This window comes from Streptomyces sp. B5E4 (assembly GCF_039871555.1).
GTDB lineage: Bacteria > Actinomycetota > Actinomycetes > Streptomycetales > Streptomycetaceae > Streptomyces.
Genome location: NZ_JBDPMI010000073.1, coordinates 1 through 1,205 on the forward strand (window position 1 = coordinate 1; position 1,205 = coordinate 1,205).

A 1,205-nucleotide genomic window follows, 5' to 3' on the forward strand; every position below is an offset into this window, starting at 1 on the left:
AGGCACTGCCCGGGCTCCTCCGTCGAGCCTGGTGAAGCAGCCGCAGAGTGCCGGTCCACCTTGGCAGCGAAAGCATTCGACGAATCTCTATTCTTCGCCGAGATGAGAAGCGCCATTTTCTACATCATCGGGATGCACGATGGAGTCCTGGATGCCCATGATATGCATAAGCGACTTGACCGACACGACCCTACTATTACCAATCCAGAGCACTCTGAAGGGTAGGGATCCCTTCCTGGCCATCTTTGATGCTTGCGATTCTGAAAGGCCAATAATGCTGGCAGCCTCGCTGAATCCAACATATTGTGGCAGGAGATCAGAAATGCGATAGTAAAGATTCTTCCCGTCCACCCATGACCGCCCTGCCTGTGTTGGAGTGATGGCGGGAGAATCTACCTCATCGCGGCAACCGCTGCGGAGTTTGTCGTGAAGGATCTCGACGTGGCCCATTACCCCCATTCGTTTCAGCAGAGCGCCTGTGCGTTCCCCGCGAATTCTCTCATCAGTATCCGGATCCCGCACCGTGCTGGCGTCAATGATCGACGAGGCGCGGAGTGTGAAATCATCCCCATGTGCGGCATCGGCGACCAAATGCTCCGCGCCTGTGGCACATGTTTCCGAGCTCCCGGATTCCACCAGTTTACGAGCGCTGGTGAACGCGCGAGTCATCATGGTGTCCAGCAGTTCTTTGGAAGGCGTGCCACCTGCCCTGGAGAACCATACCTCCAGGGCGCCTTCCACCATCGCAGACCTGATATCAGATACATCGTAACGCCATTTTAGTGCCAACTGTTTCGACCATCCCCCAAAGTATGGAGTCAGTAGATCCAGCAGGATCATCAACCATTTTTCTCGCTCCTGTTGGTCGCCTTCTCTCGCCAAAGTGCCCACGGACTCCCAGAGTCGCAAGCTTGCTACAGATTTCGATCGGCCAAGTCGAACTTTATCGCGCAAAACTTGATATGTGGGATGGCTCTTGATTGCGCAAACTTGAACATCACCCACGTGTGTGCAGACGGGCTCTCCGTCGCAGTCGCGCAGAACTCGTGCAGTGATGAGAGTGAAGACATCGCGCATGGTTTTCCTCTCGCGCCGTCGGATCGGGCCTACGGAAAATCATGGGTCGCGGTAACCGTGCTTCGGGGATCTCCGCCGGGATCCATCCCTAATCGAGTGAACTATGTTTGGCGGTACAACGATATGCG

1 protein-coding gene is annotated in these 1,205 nt (G+C 55.4%); it reads right to left on the reverse strand.

Going from position 1 to position 1,205, the window contains the following annotated elements:
• Positions 1–87 precede the first annotated feature (87 nt).
• Positions 88–1,077: a hypothetical protein gene (locus ABGA99_RS36495; RefSeq protein ID WP_347584281.1), complete on the reverse strand. Its 990-nt coding sequence runs from the start codon at positions 1,075–1,077 to the stop codon at positions 88–90.
• Positions 1,078–1,205: the final 128 nt, after the last annotated feature.